General features: G+C 69.8%; 14 protein-coding genes. 10 read left to right on the forward strand and 4 right to left on the reverse strand.

Annotated features, from left to right (window positions below):
• Positions 1-12 precede the first annotated feature (12 nt).
• On the reverse strand, positions 13-762 hold the full coding sequence (locus BST44_RS02080; RefSeq protein ID WP_083174799.1) for a dienelactone hydrolase family protein: 750 nt from the start codon (positions 760-762) through the stop codon (positions 13-15).
• 390 nt (positions 763-1,152) lie between these two features.
• On the opposite strand from BST44_RS02080, the gene BST44_RS02090 reads away from it, so the two are divergent.
• The 9 genes from BST44_RS02090 (at position 1,153) to BST44_RS02130 (ending at position 10,419) form a co-directional block, all read left to right on the forward strand.
• A complete protein-coding gene (locus tag BST44_RS02090; RefSeq protein WP_083175075.1) occupies positions 1,153-1,953 on the forward strand; it encodes a thymidylate synthase in 801 nt (266 codons plus the stop codon).
• Between the two features lie 52 nt (positions 1,954-2,005).
• A complete protein-coding gene (locus BST44_RS02095; protein ID WP_083174800.1) occupies positions 2,006-2,503 on the forward strand; it encodes a dihydrofolate reductase in 498 nt (165 codons plus the stop codon).
• A gap of 86 nt (positions 2,504-2,589) precedes the next feature.
• Positions 2,590-3,291, forward strand: a complete 702-nt coding sequence (locus BST44_RS02100) for a DivIVA domain-containing protein (RefSeq protein ID WP_083174802.1) — start codon at positions 2,590-2,592, stop codon at positions 3,289-3,291.
• A gap of 18 nt (positions 3,292-3,309) precedes the next feature.
• Positions 3,310-4,554 carry a winged helix-turn-helix domain-containing protein gene (locus tag BST44_RS02105; RefSeq protein WP_439330691.1) on the forward strand — a complete coding sequence of 415 codons (1,245 nt, stop codon included), beginning with the start codon at positions 3,310-3,312 and terminating at the stop codon, positions 4,552-4,554.
• Complete coding sequence (locus tag BST44_RS02110; protein ID WP_083174804.1) at positions 4,554-5,927, forward strand: class I SAM-dependent DNA methyltransferase; 1,374 nt, start codon at positions 4,554-4,556, stop codon at positions 5,925-5,927. The genes BST44_RS02105 and BST44_RS02110 overlap by 1 nt, the downstream gene beginning before the upstream one ends.
• Positions 5,924-6,985: a restriction endonuclease subunit S gene (locus BST44_RS02115; RefSeq protein ID WP_083174805.1), complete on the forward strand. Its 1,062-nt coding sequence runs from the start codon at positions 5,924-5,926 to the stop codon at positions 6,983-6,985. The genes BST44_RS02110 and BST44_RS02115 overlap by 4 nt, the downstream gene beginning before the upstream one ends.
• Before the next feature lie 23 nt (positions 6,986-7,008).
• Positions 7,009-7,761 (forward strand): FAD-dependent thymidylate synthase, encoded by a 753-nt coding sequence (thyX, locus tag BST44_RS02120; protein ID WP_083175078.1) that lies wholly within the window; start codon positions 7,009-7,011, stop codon positions 7,759-7,761.
• Between the two features lie 59 nt (positions 7,762-7,820).
• Positions 7,821-8,723 carry a 4-hydroxy-tetrahydrodipicolinate synthase gene (dapA, locus tag BST44_RS02125; protein ID WP_083174807.1) on the forward strand — a complete coding sequence of 301 codons (903 nt, stop codon included), beginning with the start codon at positions 7,821-7,823 and terminating at the stop codon, positions 8,721-8,723.
• Between the two features lie 19 nt (positions 8,724-8,742).
• A complete protein-coding gene (locus BST44_RS02130) occupies positions 8,743-10,419 on the forward strand; it encodes a ribonuclease J (protein ID WP_083174808.1) in 1,677 nt (558 codons plus the stop codon).
• A gap of 80 nt (positions 10,420-10,499) precedes the next feature.
• On the opposite strand, the gene BST44_RS02135 is transcribed toward BST44_RS02130, so the two are convergent.
• Genes BST44_RS02135 through BST44_RS02145 form a run of 3 tightly spaced genes read right to left on the reverse strand, consistent with a single transcriptional unit; the run spans position 10,500 to position 12,502 of the window.
• On the reverse strand, positions 10,500-11,363 hold the full coding sequence (locus BST44_RS02135) for an SAM-dependent methyltransferase (RefSeq protein WP_083174809.1): 864 nt from the start codon (positions 11,361-11,363) through the stop codon (positions 10,500-10,502).
• Between the two features lie 6 nt (positions 11,364-11,369).
• Complete coding sequence (locus BST44_RS02140) at positions 11,370-12,191, reverse strand: mycofactocin-coupled SDR family oxidoreductase (protein ID WP_142274346.1); 822 nt, start codon at positions 12,189-12,191, stop codon at positions 11,370-11,372.
• The gene (locus BST44_RS02145) at positions 12,188-12,502 is read right to left on the reverse strand and encodes a putative quinol monooxygenase (RefSeq protein WP_083174812.1); all 315 of its coding nucleotides are present in this window, start codon (positions 12,500-12,502) and stop codon (positions 12,188-12,190) included. Before BST44_RS02145 ends, BST44_RS02140 begins: the two co-directional genes overlap by 4 nt.
• 178 nt (positions 12,503-12,680) lie before the next feature.
• On the opposite strand from BST44_RS02145, the gene BST44_RS02150 reads away from it, so the two are divergent.
• A complete protein-coding gene (locus BST44_RS02150; RefSeq protein WP_083174814.1) occupies positions 12,681-15,161 on the forward strand; it encodes an FtsK/SpoIIIE family DNA translocase in 2,481 nt (826 codons plus the stop codon).
• Positions 15,162-15,221: the final 60 nt, after the last annotated feature.

Here is a 15,221-nt window from a genome sequence, read left to right on the forward strand (position 1 = left end):
TCGACCGCCGGGTCAGCGCGGTAACGCCGAACCGAAGACCTCGGTCATGGCCAGCCAGTGCCGCTCGGCCGCGGCGGGGTCATACGGCCCGTTGTCCGGAACCGCGAACCCATGGCCCGCCGGATACCACTCGATGGTGTGGCGCACGCCCGCGGCCGTCAGCGCCTTGTCGAGCTGTTCGGCGTGGTCGCGGGTGAAGGACGCGTCGTCCTTCGCGCCGCCCACGTAGACCGTGGCGGTCATCTTGTCGGCCAGCAGGTGCGGGCTGTCCGCGGTGTCGGTGACCAGGCCGCCGCCATGGAAGGAGGCCGCGGCGGCGACCCGGTCCGGCACAAGGCCGGCCACCACCAACGACGTGCGCCCGCCCATGCAGTAGCCGCACACGCCGAAGCGATCTCCCAATACCTCCGGGCGCTCCGCAAGGTAATCGAAGAACGCGACGGCGTCGCTGGCCATCTTGTCCGGCGTGACGCTTCCGATCATGCCGAACAGGCGCTTGCGCTCGCTTTGGTCGCCGAACACGGTCGCCATGTCGAACGGCGCCCAATCGCCGCTGCGGTAGTACACGTCCGGCAGCAGGACCGTGTAGCCGTAGCCGGCCAATTGGGCCGCCATCTGCTCGAAGGTGTCGCGCACGCCGCCGGCGTCGGGATACATGATCACGCCCGGGTGGGGGACTTGGGTGTCCGGACCTCCGGGGGTGAACAGATGGACGGTGCAGGTCCCGTCCGGGGTGGTGATGGTGTCGATGATGTTCGGCATGGCACCCGTTCTACTCCGCGGCTTTTGCGGGTGGCTTACTGGCGTCGACCCGCCGCGCCCGGCTTCGCCGCGCTTGCGATCGCCGCGGGGTTTTCTGGCGTCGATCCGCCGCGCCCGGCTTCGCCGCGCTTGCGATCGCCGCGGGGTTTTCTGGCGTCGATCCGCCGCGCCCGGCTTCGCCGCGCTTGCGATCGCCGCGGGGTTTTCTGGCGTCGATCCGCCGCGCCCGGCTTCGCCGCGCTTGCGATCGCCGCGGGGTTTTCTGGCGTCGATCCGCCGCGCCCGGCTTCGCCGCGCTTGCGATCGCCGCGGGGTTTTCTGGCGTCGATCCGCCGCGCCCGGCTTCGCCGCGCTTGCGATCGCCGCTAAGCTGGCCGCGTGCCGATCGCCGTGCCGGTTCCCACCCCCTACGAGGACCTGCTGCGCCTCGTGCTCGAGCGGGGCACGGCAAAATCGGACCGCACCGGCACCGGGACCCGCAGCCTGTTCGGGCAGCAGTTGCGCTACGACCTGTCCGCCGGCTTCCCGCTGCTCACCACCAAGAAGGTGCATCTGAAGTCGGTGGTCTATGAGTTGCTGTGGTTTCTGCGCGGCGACTCCAACGTCGCCTGGCTGCACGAGCACGGCGTCACCATCTGGGACGAATGGGCCAGCGAGACAGGCGATCTCGGGCCGATATACGGCGCCCAGTGGCGATCCTGGCCGGCGCCTTCCGGCGAGCACATCGACCAGATCAGCGCCGCGCTGGAGTTGCTGCGCACCGACCCGGACTCGCGGCGCATCATCGTGTCGGCATGGAACGTCGGGGAGATCCCGCAGATGGCCTTGCCGCCGTGTCACGCGTTCTTCCAGTTCTACGTGGCCGGCGGCCGGCTCAGCTGCCAGCTGTATCAGCGCAGCGCCGACCTGTTCCTGGGTGTGCCGTTCAACATCGCCAGCTACGCGCTGCTCACCCACATGATGGCCGCCCAGGCGGGCCTGTCGGTCGGTGAGTTCGTCTGGACCGGCGGCGACTGCCACATCTACGACAACCACGTCGAGCAGGTGCGCACCCAGCTCGGTCGCGAGCCGCGGCCCTACCCGGAACTGGTTCTGGCGCATAGGGATTCGATCTTCGACTACACCTACGATGACGTCGTCATCAAGAACTACGATCCGCACCCGGCGATCAAAGCCCCCGTCGCCGTATGACGCGCGGCGAAGACGTCGGCGCCGGCCTGGCCGGGGCCCCGGGAAGTCACCGATGACGGACGTCGGCCTGGTGTGGGCACAGTCGACGTCCGGCATCATCGGCCGCGGCGGTGACATCCCCTGGCGAGTCCCCGAAGACCTGGCACGTTTCAAGCAGGTGACGATGGGCCATACCGTCATCATGGGCCGGCGCACGTGGGAGTCGTTGCCGGCCGCGGTTCGGCCGTTGCCGGGCCGCAAGAATGTCGTACTCTCGCGAGGCAGCGACTTCGTGGCCGACGGGGCGCAGGTCGTGGGTTCGCTCGAGGCGGCTCTTGCGGACTGCGCGGGTGAACCCGAGGCCTGGGTGATCGGCGGCGAGCAGGTATACCTGCTCGCCCTGCCGCACGCCACCCGGTGTGAGGTCACCGAGGTCGACGTCGACCTGCGGCGCGACGACGACGACGCGCTGGCCCCGGTGCTCGACGATGCCTGGCTGGGTGAGACGGGGGAGTGGCAGGTCAGCCGCACGGGACTGCGGTACCGCCTGCACAGCTACCGTCGGGCATGAGCTCTGGTCTCCGCGACCGTGACATACTCGGACGCGGGGGTCGGTCTCACCAGGTCAACACACGTTGCCAGGAGGGGGAATTGGCAGTGATAACCGAACCCGCAAAACAGTTCACTCGGATGTTCAGGGGCTATGACCCGGCTGCGGTCGATGCCCACATCGAGATGCTGACCACCAAGCAGCAGCTGCTGCTCGACGACGTCGAGAACCTGCGGTCCCGGCTGAAGGAAGCCGGCGACCAGACGGCCGCGCTGCGCAAGGAGGTCGCCGTCCTCACCGACACCTCGCCCTCACCCCACGCGATGCAGCGCCGGATGGCGAAGATGCTGCAACGCGCGGTCGAGGAGGTTTCGGAAATGCAGGCCGAGGCGCGCAGCGAGGCGGATGCGCTGATCGCGGCGGCCGAGGCCGAGGTCGAGGCCGCGCGGCGAAAGCACGAAGAGGAGTTGGCGGAGATGGCCGAGCAACGAAAAGCCATGGAAACCGATTACGAGGAAGCCAAGAAGCAGCTCGAGGCCGAACTGGCCGGGATGCGCGCCGACACCGAAGCGGCGATCGACAAGGCGTGGCGGGACGCGCAGCGGGAGGCCGATCACTATCGTGAACAGGCCCGCCGCGCGGCCGACGAGGCGATCAAGCAACGGATCAACGTCCTCGAGCAGCTGATGGGCGTGTACCGGGACCTCGAGGCGGTCCCGGCCGCGCTCGAGTCGGCCTACCAAGAGCAGAAGAACGCGCCGGAGCCCAGCGTCGTGGTGCCGCTGGACGGGAAAGTCAGCACGGGCTAGCCGCGTCGCCGCAGGGAGCTGTCGTACCCGGGCGGTATTCTCGGCGCCGTGTCGATCCGGACCCCCAGGTTGTCGGCCCCGCAAGCCCGGCGGATCGCCGTTGCGGCCCAAGGCTTTAGCCAGCCGCGCCCGGCCGGTCCGGTCACCCGCGCCCACCTCAAGCGCCTCATCTCGAGAATTCAGGTGCTGCAGCTGGATTCGGTGTCGGTTGCGGTGCGCGCCCACTACGCGCCGGTGTTCAGCCGGCTCGGCCCGTACGACCGCGAGGTACTGGACCGCGCCGCCTGGGGCCCGCGTTCGTCGCGGCTGCTGGCCGAATACTGGGCGCACGAGGCCGCGCTGATGGCCGTCGACGACTGGCCGCTGCTGCGCTGGCGGATGCGCCAATACCGGCACGGTCGCTGGGGCACCCACATCGTCAAGGCCAACCCCCAACTCGCCGAGGATGTCGTCGCCGCCGTCGCGGAACTCGGTCCCAGCACCGCCGGCCAGATCGAGGCCCACCTGGCCGCGGCGCCGCGCAGGAAAAAGGGAACGTGGTGGAACCGCAGCGACACCAAGTGGGTCGCGGAGGCGCTGTTTGCGGCCGGCGTGCTGACCACGGCCACCCGCGTCGGCTTCGCCCGCCACTACGACCTGGTGGAACGGGTGCTGCCGGCGAGCGTGCTGGCCCGCGAGGTCGACGACGCCGACGCCGTCCGGGCTCTGGCGTTGCGGGCGGCCACCGCGCTCGGGGTCGCCACCGAGGCCGACATCCGCGACTACTTCCGGCTGACGGCCCAGCAGGTCAAGCCGGCCATCGCCGACCTGCTGACCGCCGGTGAGATCGAGCGCGTCGACGTCGACGGCTGGTCCGCGCCGGCCTACGTGCGGGCCGGCCGGCCCGTGCCGCGCGGCGACCGCGGCACCGCGCTGCTGTGCCCGTTCGACCCGCTGATCTTCTTCCGGCCCAGGGTCGAGCGGCTGTTCGGGTTTCACTACCGCATCGAGATCTACACTCCGGCCCACAAGCGCCAGTACGGCTACTACGTGTGGCCGCTGTTGATGGACGGGCGGCTGGTCGCGCGGGTGGACCTCAAGGCCGACCGGGCGGGTGACACGCTGCGCGTCCTGGGCGCGTTCGGCGAGGCCGACGTGCCGCGGCCGCGCGTCATCGATGCGCTGGCCGGCGAACTGCGGTCCATGGCGTCGTGGCTGGAACTGGGCGGGTTCAGCGTCGCCACCCGGGGCGACCTGGCCGCCGACCTGCGGGCGGCGAGCTGATGCGGGCAACGGACAAAGAACTCGAGGACACGCTCTGGAAGGCGGCCAACAAGCTCCGCGGCTCCCTGTCGGCCGGCCAGTACAAGGACGTCGTACTCGGGCTGGTGTTCCTCAAGCACGCCAGCGAAGCGCAGTGGAAGTCGTTGGCGCGCAACGCGGATTCGCCGGGCATCGGCCGGCTCGTCGACGAAGCGATGGAGGCCGCGGGGCTGCCGCGGCTGTACGAAAACCTTGACCCGTGGCGGGTCGGCGAGCTGGTGCGCCTGCTCGACGCCGCGCGGCTCGGCGAACGGAGCCGCGCCCGCGACCTGATGGGCGAGGTCTACGAGTACTTCCTGGGCAATTTCGCGCGCGCGGAGGGGCGCCGGGGCGGCGAATTCTTCACCCCGCCCAGCGTGGTCCGCGTGATCGTCGAGGTGCTGGAACCGTCGAGCGGGCGGGTATACGACCCGTGCTGCGGTTCGGGAGGCATGTTCGTGCAGACCGAGCGATTCGTCGCCGAACACGACGGCGACTCCGCGCAAATCTCGTTCTGGGGGCAGGAATCCGTCGAGCAGACCTGGCGGCTGGCGAAGATGAACCTCGCCGTGCATGGCATCGACGACACCGGCCTGGGCGCCCGGTGGGGCGACACCCTGCTCGACGACCAGCACACCGGCGTCCAGATGGACTACGTGCTTGCCAATCCGCCCTTCAACATCAAGGAGTGGGCCCGCGACGAGCGCGACCCCCGCTGGCGGTTCGGTGTCCCACCCGCGGGCAACGCGAATTACGCATGGATTCAGCACATCCTGTCCAAACTCGCCCCGGGCGGACAGGCCGGCGTGGTCATGGCCAACGGGTCGATGTCGTCGAACACGCTCCGCGAAGGCGAGATTCGTGCGCGGATCGTCGACGCCGACCTGGTGTCGTGCATGGTCGCGCTGCCCGCCCAGCTGTTCCGCAGCACGTCGATCCCGGTGTGCCTGTGGTTCTTCGCCACCGACAAGGGCGCGCGGTCCGGGCAGGTGCTGTTCATCGACGGCCGGGGGCTCGGCCACCTGGTGGATCGCGCGGAGCGCGCGCTGACGCGCGAGGAGGTCGTCCGGATCGGGGACACCTACCACGCCTGGCTGGGCGCCGCGTCGGCCGCCGCGAAAGGCCTTACCTACCAGGATGTCCCGGGGTTCTGCGCGTCCGCTTCGCTCGACGACATCGCCGCGGCCGGCTACACCCTGACGCCGGGACGCTATGTCGGAGCGCCCGCCGGCGAGGACGACGGCGAGCCGGTCGAAGAGAAGATCGCCCGGCTGGCCGGCGACCTGCTGGATGCGCTCGACGAATCCGCCCACCTGGACGGCGTTGTGCGCCAACAGCTGGAGCGCCTGCGGTGACGACCACGCTGGGCGACCACCTGCTCTTCAGCAACGGCGGCCGGGCGCCGCGGCGCGCCTCGGGCGGACGCGTCCGCGTCTACGGCGCCAACGGGGCCATCGGTTATGCCGCCGAACACAACGCCGCCGGTCCACTGATCGTGCTCGGCCGCGTGGGGTCGCAGTGCGGCAGCCTGCTCTACTGCGACTCCGACGTCTGGGTCACCGAGAACGCGCTGGTCTGCCGGGCGAAGGATCCACGCGAGACGCGGTATTGGTACTACGCGTTGCACACCTGCCGGCTGGGCGCTCACCGTTCCGGATCGGGACAACCGCTGCTCAACCAGAAAATCCTGCGTGACATCGCGGCGCCGAGCGTGGGTGCGCCGCGGCGCGCGGCGATCGCCGAGCTGCTCGGCGCCCTCGACGACAAGGTGTCGGCCAACGAGCGGGTGATCGAGGCCGCCGGGAACCTGATGGTGGCCCTGGCCGAATCGGCCCCCGCCCACGCGCCGCTGTCCAGCCTGGCGAGCAGGTCGACGGCGTTCCGCAACGCGGCCGAGTTCGACGACGTGGTCGCGCACTTCAGCCTCCCGGCGTTCGACGCCGGGGCGACACCCCGGGTGGTGCGCGGCGGATCCATCAAGAGCGGCAAGTTCGTCCTGTCGGAGCCGTGCGTGTTGTTCGCGAAGCTGAACCCCCGGATTCCGCGCATCTGGAACGTGGTGGCCCTGCCGCCGGAAATGCCCTTGGCCAGCAGCGAGTTCGTCGTCCTGACGCCGACGGGCGTCGACGCCTCGGCCCTGTGGGCGGCCGTGCGGCAACCGGACGTCTCGGCACGGCTGCAACGGCGGGCCGCGGGGACCTCGCGCAGCCATCAGCGGATCCGACCGCGCGATCTGATGGACGTTGCGGTCCCCGATGTCCGGCGGCTGCCCGTGTCGGCGTTGCGGACGATCACCGGCCTGGGGGCGCTGTGCCACACGCGCCGCACCGAGAACGCGCGGTTGTCCGCGCTTCGCGACGCGCTGCTGCCGCCGCTGATATCGGGTGAGCTCCCCGTTCGGCCATCACGGTGAGGCGAGACGTTAAGGTGAGCGCCGTGGCCGAGACCGCGCCGCTACGCGTGCAACTGATCGCCAAGACCGAGTTCCTGGCGCCGCCGGACGTGCCGTGGACCACCGACGCCGAGGGCGGCCCCGCGCTCACCGAGTTCGCCGGGCGGGCCTGCTACCAAAGCTGGGCGAAGCCCAATCCCAGGACCGCGACCAACGCCGGCTACATCAAGCACATCATCGACGTGGGGCACTTCTCGGTGCTCGAGCACGCGAGCGTGTCGTTCTACATCACCGGGATCTCCCGCTCGCTCACCCACGAGCTGATCCGGCACCGGCATTTCTCCTACTCGCAGCTCTCCCAGCGCTATGTGCCCGAGGGCGATTCACGAGTCGTCGTGCCGCCCGGCATGGAGGACGACCCCGAACTGCGGCGGATCCTGACCGAGGCCGCCGACGCGAGCCGGGCCACCTACGCCGAGTTGCTGGCCAGGCTCGAGGCGAAATTCGCCGATCAGCCGAACGCCGTCCTGCGGCGCAAGCAGGCCCGGCAGGCCGCCCGGGCCGTGCTGCCGAACGCGACCGAGACCCGCATCGTCGTGACCGGCAACTACCGGGCGTGGCGGCACTTCATCGCCATGCGCGCCAGCGAGCACGCCGACGTGGAAATCAGGCGGCTGGCCATAGAGTGCCTGCGCCGGCTCGTCGAGGCCGCGCCCGCGGTGTTCGCCGACTTCGAGATCTCGACGCTGGCCGACGGAACCGAGGTGGCCACCAGCCCGCTGGCGACCGAGGCCTGAGCGGCCGCAGCCCCGCGCCGTTGGCAAACAGCTTGCCTCCGCCAGGTAACCTAAGGATCGTGAGCACGGTCGGATTCGACGCCCCGGCACGGTTGGGAACCGTGCTGACCGCGATGGTGACACCGTTTGCTCCCGACGGGTCGCTCGACACAGCGGCGGCCGCGCAATTGGCGAACCACCTGGTCGACGCCGGGTGTGACGGCCTGGTGGTGTCCGGGACCACCGGCGAGTCGCCGACCACCACCGACGACGAGAAGCGAGAGCTGCTTCGCGCGGTGCTGGAGGCGGTGGGCGATCGCGCCCGGGTGATCGCCGGCGCCGGCACCTACGACACCGCCCACAGCGTCCGACTCGCCAGGGCGTGCGCGGCCGAGGGCGCGCACGGACTGCTGGTGGTCACGCCGTACTACTCGAAGCCGCCGCAGAGCGGGCTGGTCGCGCATTTCACCGCCGTCGCCGACGCCACCGACCTGCCGGTTCTGCTCTACGACATTCCGCCCCGCTCGGTGATCCCGATCGAGACCGAGACCATCCGCGCGCTGGCCGCCCACCCGAACATCGTGGGAATCAAGGATGCCAAGGCCGACCTGCACAGCGGCGGCCAGATCATCGCCGAGACCGGGCTCGCCTACTACTCCGGCGACGACGCGCTGAACCTGCCCTGGCTGGCCATGGGCGCGACCGGCTTCATCAGCGTGATCTCGCATGTGGCCGCGGGTCACCTCCGGGAAATGTTGTCCGCCTTCGCTTCCGGCGATATCGCCACGGCGCGGAAGATCAACGTCACGGTCGCGCCGCTGTGCAACGCGATGGGCCGGCTGGGTGGCGTGACGATGTCCAAGGCGGGTCTGCGCCTGCAGGGCATCGAGGTTGGCGATCCCCGGCTACCGCAAATGCCGGCGACGCCCGAGCAGATCGATGCGCTGGCCGCCGATATGCGCGCGGCGTCGGTGCTCCGGTGAGCCAAAGGATGGCCCGTAAGTGGATGTAGATCTCGACCCTCCCGGTCCGTTGACCACCGGTGGGTTGCGGGTCACGGCGCTGGGCGGCATCAGCGAAATCGGCCGCAACATGACGGTTTTCGAGCATCTGGGCCGGCTGCTGATCATCGACTGCGGGGTGATGTTCCCCACCCATGACGAGCCCGGGGTGGACCTGATCCTCCCGGACCTGCGCCATATCTCCGACCGGCTCGACGACATCGAGGCGCTGGTGCTGACCCACGCACACGAGGACCACATCGGCGGCATCCCGTTCCTGCTCAAGCTGCGTCCCGACATCCCGGTCGTCGGGTCGAAGTTCACGCTGGCGCTGGTCGCCGCCAAGTGCCGTGAGCACCGGCTCAAGCCGGTCTTCGTCGAGGTGACCGAGCGACAGCGCAGCACCCACGGCGTGTTCGAGTGCGAATACTTCGCCGTCAACCACTCCATCCCCGATGCCCTGGCGATCGCCGTGCACACCGGCGCGGGAACCGTCCTGCACACCGGCGATATCAAGCTCGACCAGCTGCCCCTTGACGGCCGGCCGACCGACCTGCCCGGCATGTCCCGGTTGGGTGACGCCGGGGTGGACCTGTTTTTGTGCGACTCGACCAACTCCGAGATCCCGGGCGTCGGCCCGTCGGAGAGCGAGGTGGGACCGACCCTGCACCGCCTGATCCGGGGCGCCGAGGGGCGCGTCATCGTCGCGTGCTTCGCCTCCAATGTCGATCGGGTGCAACAGATCATCGACGCCGCCGTCGCCCTGGGCCGGCGGGTGTCGTTCGTCGGGCGGTCGATGGTGCGCAACATGGGCATCGCCCGCGAGCTGGGATTCCTGCGGGTGGCCGACTCCGACGTGATCGACATCGGCGCCGCCGAGATGATGCCGCCCGAGCAGGTGGTGCTGATCACCACCGGCACCCAGGGTGAGCCCATGTCGGCGTTGTCACGGATGTCGCGCGGCGAGCACCGCAGCATCACGCTCACCGCGGGCGACCTGATCGTCCTGGCGTCGTCGCTGATCCCCGGCAACGAGGAGGCGGTCTACGGCGTGATCGACGCGCTCGCCAAGATCGGCGCCCGCGTGGTCACCAACGCCCAAGCCCGCGTTCACGTTTCGGGCCACGCCTACGCCGGCGAGCTGCTGTTCCTCTACAACGGTGTGCGGCCGCGCAACGTCATGCCGGTGCACGGCACCTGGCGGATGCTGCGCGCCAACGCCAAGCTGGCGGCCAGCACCGGAGTGCCCGAGGAGTCGATCCTGTTGGCCGAGAACGGCGTCAGCGTCGACCTGGTCGCCGGCGCGGCGTCGATCGCCGGGGCGGTCCCGGTCGGCAAGATGTTCGTAGACGGGCTGATCAGCGGCGACGTCGGCGACATCACGCTGGGCGAACGGCTCATCCTGTCGTCGGGTTTCGTCGCGGTGACCGTGGTCGTCCAGCGCGGCACCGGGCGTCCGGTGACCCCGCCCCACCTGCATTCGCGTGGCTTCTCCGAAGACCCCAAGGCGCTCGAACCCGCCGGGCGCCGGGTCGAAGCCGAGCTGGAAGCGCTTGTGGCCGAGAACATCACCGACGCGGGGCGCATCGCGCAGGCCGTGCGCCGCACCGTCGGCAAGTGGGTGGGCGAGACATACCGCCGGCAGCCGATGATCGTCCCGACGATCATCGAGGTCTGACCCGGCTCACGAGACTCAAACCGCTGCGGCGTTTTTCGGGGCGTCGTCGCGGACGTTTGTGTGTCGCGGGGCGGGGCGCGCTACAGCTTCTCGGCGTACGCCGACCATTCCAGTTGCGACGCCTTCAGCTTGCGGCCGGTGGGCTCGACGTATCGGCGGACCAGCTCGTCGGGCCCGGCCTGCTCCACCAGCCGCCAACCGTATTCGTCGACGAAACCCGCGACCTCATCGGGCTGTAGACCGAAGTGCCACATCCCCCGCACGCTCCGGTATAACGCGCGGGTGCCGTAGCGATTCGTGCCGTCGATGAAGTCCCGCCGAACGTAAGTGAATACCAGGCGGCTGCCGGGCGCCGCCGCGCGCAGCCCCTCCAGTGTCCGCCGGACGGTGGCCTCGGTCAGGTATTGGGTGACGCCCTCGCAGATGAAAAACGTCCGGTATTCGGTGTGGTAGCCGTGTTCGGCCAGGGCGGTGAGCAGGTCGTCGTGTTCCAGGTCCAGGGCCACCTGCCGCACCGACATCGGCGCCCCGCCCAGCACCCGCCGGACCGTTTTCACCTTTCTGGCGATATTGATTGGCAGGTCGACCTCGAAGACGGGCAGGCGCACCTGCCGTGTCAGGAGGTAAGCGCGCGTGTCCAATCCCGCGCCGAGGATCACGACCGCGTCGACCTCGCCGAGCGCCTCGGCGAGCTTGTCGCCGATGAACCGCTTGCGGCAGGCCATGTTCGCCCACAGGCCACGGCCGGACCACTCCGAGCCGCGGATCATCAAGCGGCGCACCGGCGCAGCGCGGGTCGCCGCGACCAGCCAGCGAAATGGCGTCGGCAGGAATAGCTCCGCGAGGTCGTCGTCCACCAGGCGCCGGCCCGGCGGCTCATTCTGCTCCACGGCCGTCAACACCATCGGGCCGAAGGCGGTCTGCGCGGCGGAATTTCGTGCCATGCGACGCTACTTGTTCAGGAAACCGGCATCGACGGGCAGCGTCACCCCGGTGATGTAGCGGGCCTGGTCGCTCACCAGCCACGCCACCGCGTTCGCGACGTCCTCGACGTCCAATACCTCCACCGGCATGGCGTTGCCCATCGCCCCCGGTGTGTCGGTCGCCGCGGCCATCTTGGCCAGCCACTCGCGGGTGAACTCGTTGTTGATCATCGGCGTCTCGACGCCGGACGGGTGAATCGAGTTGACCCGAATGTACTGCGTCGCAAGAAGGTTCGCGTACACCCGCATCAGCCCGACCACGCCGTGCTTGGCGGCGGCGTAGCCGACCGAACCGGCGTCCGGGCTGCCGACCCCGGCCAGCCCGGCGCTCGAACTGATCAACACGATCGAACCGCCGGTGCCCTGCTTGACCATCGTCGGGATGGACACCTTGATGGTGTTGTACACACCGGTGAGGTTGACGTCGATGACGTCGCGCCAGCCGTCGTCACCGGACTGCATCGGGGCGATGCCGGCGTTGGCGACGACGATGTCGAGCCGGCCGAATTCGTCGAGACCCGACTGCAGCGCGGCCGACAGCGATGCCCGGTCCCGCACGTCGCCGCGGGCGGCCACGATGCGGGCGCCGGCGTCCTCGACCAGCTTGACGGTTTGCGCCAGGTCGTCCGCGGTGGCCAGCGGATAGGGGACGCTGGCGATCTGCTCGCACAGGTCGACCGCGATGATGCTCGCACCGTCGGCGGCCAGCCGCATCGCATGCGCGCGACCTTGGCCGCGCGCCGCGCCGGTGATGAAGGCGACCTTGCCCTCCAGTGGCCGGGCCATCAGGACCGCAGCTGACCCTTGTCCGGGTCGCCGGCGGGAACCGGCTGCAACATCTTGATGTCCGGCGCCCCGGCGAGATGGTCGCCGGCAGCGGTGAACATCTTGGTGACGGCCGGAGCGGTGCTGTGGGCCTTGAGCGCCTCGGGGTCCGCCCACTGCTCGACGAAGACGAACGTCTCGCCCGATTGGTGCAGTGAGTACACCTGGCATCCCGGTTCGTTGTGCACTTCCTCCACCGCCTGCGTGAGGATGTCGCGGACTGTGTCGACCGATTCGGGTTTGACGGTCATGGTGGCAACGACGACGACGGGCATGCTGGGGCCTCCTGGGTTGACGGGGTGGGTGACGCGCATGACTTCTGTTATCTAGGTCACCGGCTGTCCACCCTACTCACGGGCCGCCGCGGTCGACCCGTCAGATGGCGCACAACCCCGCACCGTTACCAGTGTGGCGGGTGGTGCAGATGATATCGATGCGACTACCCTGGCCGACATGGCTAACAAGACCGCCGCCCGCTCCAAAGCTCGAACGAGCAGGTCAAAGGCCACTCCGCGGAGTGGGTCGGGCCGCCCGCGGCCGGCGGCGCCCCGCAAGCGGCCGAGCAGGCCCGCCAAGCGGCGGAACCACTCGCTGCTGGTGGCCGCCGGGCTGACCGGTGGCCGCGCCCTGCGCGCCACCTGGCTGATGGCGGCCCGCAGCACCGGCGGCGCGGCCCGGTCGATCGGGCGGGCCCGCGACATCGACCCGGGACACCGCCGCGACGGCATCGCGCTGATGCTGCTCGGCCTCTCCGTCGTGGTCGCAGCGAGCTCGTGGTTCAATGCCGCCCGGCCGGTCGGCGCGTGGGTCGACACGCTGTTGCGCACGTTCGTCGGGGCGGGTGTCCTGGCCCTGCCCGTCGTCACCGCCGCGGTGGCGGTGGCGCTGATGCGCACCGAGCCCAATCCCGACGCGCGTCCCAGGCTGATCCTGGGCGCCACCCTGATCGCCCTTTCCGTGCTCGGCCTGCGCCACCTGTGGTCCGGTTCGCCGGAAGACCCGGAGGCGCGGCGCCGGGCGGCGGGGTTCATCGGCTTCGCCATCGGCGGCCCCCTGTCGGACGGGCTGACGGCCTGGATCGCCGCGCCGTTGCTGTTCATCGGCTTCATGTTCGGCCTGCTGCTGCTGACCGGCACCACCATCCGGGAGGTGCCCGACGCCGTCCGCGCCATGTTCGGGGCCCGGCTACTCGCCGACGACGAGTACGACTACGACGACAACGATTCCGTTGTCGAGGAAGACTGTTCGGACGGCTACTACGACGAGAGCGCCCTCGGCCCCGACGACGAGCCACCGGCCTGGCCGACGGCGGACCCGGCCCCCGCCCTGCGCGACAACGAGGACGACATTCCCACGACGCCGGAGCCGGCCGTCGGCAAGGGCCGCCGCCGCGATAAGAAGCAGACCGAGGTGCTGGACCGGGTCGTCGAGGGGCCCTACACCCTGCCGTCGATGAGCCTGCTGGTGGCCGGGGACCCGCCGAAGAAGCGCAGCGCGGCCAACAACGTGATGGCCGACGCCATCGGCGAGGTGCTCACCCAGTTCAAGGTCGACGCGGCCGTCACCGGCTGCACCCGCGGCCCGACCGTCACCCGCTACGAGGTCGAGCTCGGCCCGGGCGTGAAGGTGGAGAAGATCACCGCGCTGCAGAAGAACATCGCCTACGCGGTGGCCACCGAGAGCGTGCGCATGCTGGCCCCGATCCCCGGCAAATCCGCCGTCGGCATCGAGGTGCCCAACACCGACCGGGAAATGGTGCGGCTGGCCGACGTGCTGACCGCGCCGTCGACCCGCCGCGACCACCACCCGCTGGTGATCGGGCTCGGCAAGGACATCGAGGGCGACTTCATCTCGGCCAACCTGGCCAAGATGCCGCACCTGCTGGTCGCCGGGTCCACCGGATCCGGCAAGTCCAGCTTCGTCAACTCCATGCTGGTGTCGCTGCTGACCCGGGCCACGCCCGAAGAGGTCAGGATGATCCTGATCGACCCGAAGATGGTGGAGCTCACCCCGTACGAGGGCATCCCGCACCTGATCACGCCGATCATCACCCAGCCCAAGAAGGCGGCCGCCGCGCTGGCCTGGCTGGTCGAGGAGATGGAGCAGCGCTACCAGGACATGCAGGCGTCGCGGGTGCGCCACATCGACGACTTCAACGAGAAGGTGCGGTCGGGGGCCATCACCGCTCCGCTGGGCAGCCAGCGCGAATACCGGCCCTACCCCTACGTCGTGGCGATCGTCGACGAGCTGGCCGACCTGATGATGACCGCGCCCCGCGACGTCGAGGACGCCATCGTGCGGATCACCCAGAAGGCCCGCGCGGCGGGCATCCACCTGGTCTTGGCCACCCAGCGCCCGTCGGTGGACGTGGTCACCGGGCTGATCAAGACCAACGTGCCGTCGCGGCTGGCGTTCGCGACGTCGTCGCTCACCGACAGCCGGGTCATCCTGGACCAGGCCGGCGCCGAGAAGCTGATCGGCATGGGCGACGGCCTGTTCCTACCGATGGGGGCGAGCAAGCCGCTGCGCCTGCAGGGCGCGTTCATCACCGACGAGGAGATCCACGCCGTCGTCAATGCGTGCAAGGACCAGGCCGAGCCCGAATACACCGAGGGCGTCACCGCGGCCAAGCCGACCGGCGATCGCGCCGACGTCGACCCCGACATCGGCGACGACATGGACGTGTTCCTGCAGGCCGTCGAGCTGGTGGTGTCCAGCCAGTTCGGCTCCACCTCGATGCTGCAGCGCAAGCTGCGCGTCGGGTTCGCCAAGGCCGGCCGGTTGATGGACCTGATGGAGACGCGCGGCATCGTCGGGCCGTCCGAGGGGTCCAAGGCGCGCGAGGTGCTGGTCAAGCCCGACGAGCTGGCCGGGACGCTGGCGTTGATCCGGGGCGGCAGCGACGCCGACGGGTCCGACGGGGACGAGGAATAGTCGCGGGGGACTGCAGCACTGTGGCACTCGACACGTGCGGGTTTGTTTCCCTGTCAAACA

Source organism: Mycobacterium scrofulaceum, assembly GCF_002086735.1.
In the GTDB taxonomy this organism is placed as follows: domain Bacteria; phylum Actinomycetota; class Actinomycetes; order Mycobacteriales; family Mycobacteriaceae; genus Mycobacterium; species Mycobacterium scrofulaceum.

Bases quoted from the DNA above. Each gene is read 5' to 3' on its own strand.
- BST44_RS02150 (WP_083174814.1), top strand. From the start codon at position 12,681: ATGGCTAACAAGACCGCCGCCCGCTCCAAAGCTCGAACGAGCAGGTCA.
- BST44_RS02135 (WP_083174809.1), bottom strand. From the start codon at position 11,363: ATGGCACGAAATTCCGCCGCGCAGACCGCCTTCGGCCCGATGGTGTTG.
- BST44_RS02145 (WP_083174812.1), bottom strand. From the start codon at position 12,502: ATGCCCGTCGTCGTCGTTGCCACCATGACCGTCAAACCCGAATCGGTC.
- BST44_RS02110 (WP_083174804.1), top strand. From the start codon at position 4,554: ATGCGGGCAACGGACAAAGAACTCGAGGACACGCTCTGGAAGGCGGCC.
- BST44_RS02095 (WP_083174800.1), top strand. From the start codon at position 2,006: ATGACGGACGTCGGCCTGGTGTGGGCACAGTCGACGTCCGGCATCATC.
- BST44_RS02080 (WP_083174799.1), bottom strand. From the start codon at position 762: ATGCCGAACATCATCGACACCATCACCACCCCGGACGGGACCTGCACC.